This window comes from Ralstonia sp. VS2407 (genome assembly GCF_052950655.1).
Map to the genome: position 1 here is coordinate 1 of NZ_JBRFVG010000065.1, position 664 is coordinate 664.

At 70.0% G+C, this 664-nt stretch carries 1 pseudogene; it reads left to right on the plus strand.

Features of this window, described 5'->3' with window-relative positions:
- Positions 1 to 664 (plus strand): annotated as a pseudogene (locus ACU8YE_RS23840) (flagellum-specific ATP synthase FliI); the annotation flags it as partial.

Genomic DNA, 664 nt, shown 5'->3' on the forward strand with positions numbered 1-664 from the left:
TCGGCGAGCGCGGCCGTGAAGTGAAGGAGTTCATCGAGCAGATCCTCGGCGAGGACGGGCTCGCGCGCTCGGTCGTCGTCGCGGCGCCCGCCGACGTGTCGCCGCTGCTGCGCATGCAGGGCGCGGCCTACGCGACGACGCTCGCCGAATACTTCCGCGATCAGGGCAAGCACGTGCTGCTGCTGATGGATTCGCTCACGCGCTATGCGATGGCGCAGCGCGAGATCGCGCTCGCGATCGGCGAGCCGCCCGCGACGAAGGGCTATCCGCCGTCGGTGTTCGCGAAGCTGCCGGCGCTCGTCGAGCGCACCGGCAACGGCCCCGAGGGCGGCGGCTCGATCACCGCGTTCTACACGGTGCTCACCGAAGGCGACGACCAGCAGGACCCGATCGCCGATTCCGCGCGCGCGATTCTCGACGGCCACGTCGTGCTGTCACGCTCGCTCGCGGAAGCCGGCCACTATCCGGCCATCGACATCGAAGCGTCGATCAGCCGCGCGATGACCGCGCTGATCGACGATGCGCACCTCGATCGCGTGCGCCAGTTCAAGCAGATGCTGTCGCGCTACCAGCGCAACCGCGACCTGATCGCGGTCGGCGCGTACGCGCCGGGGCGCGATGCGCAGCTCGACCGCGCGATCGCGCTGTACCCGCGCATCGAATC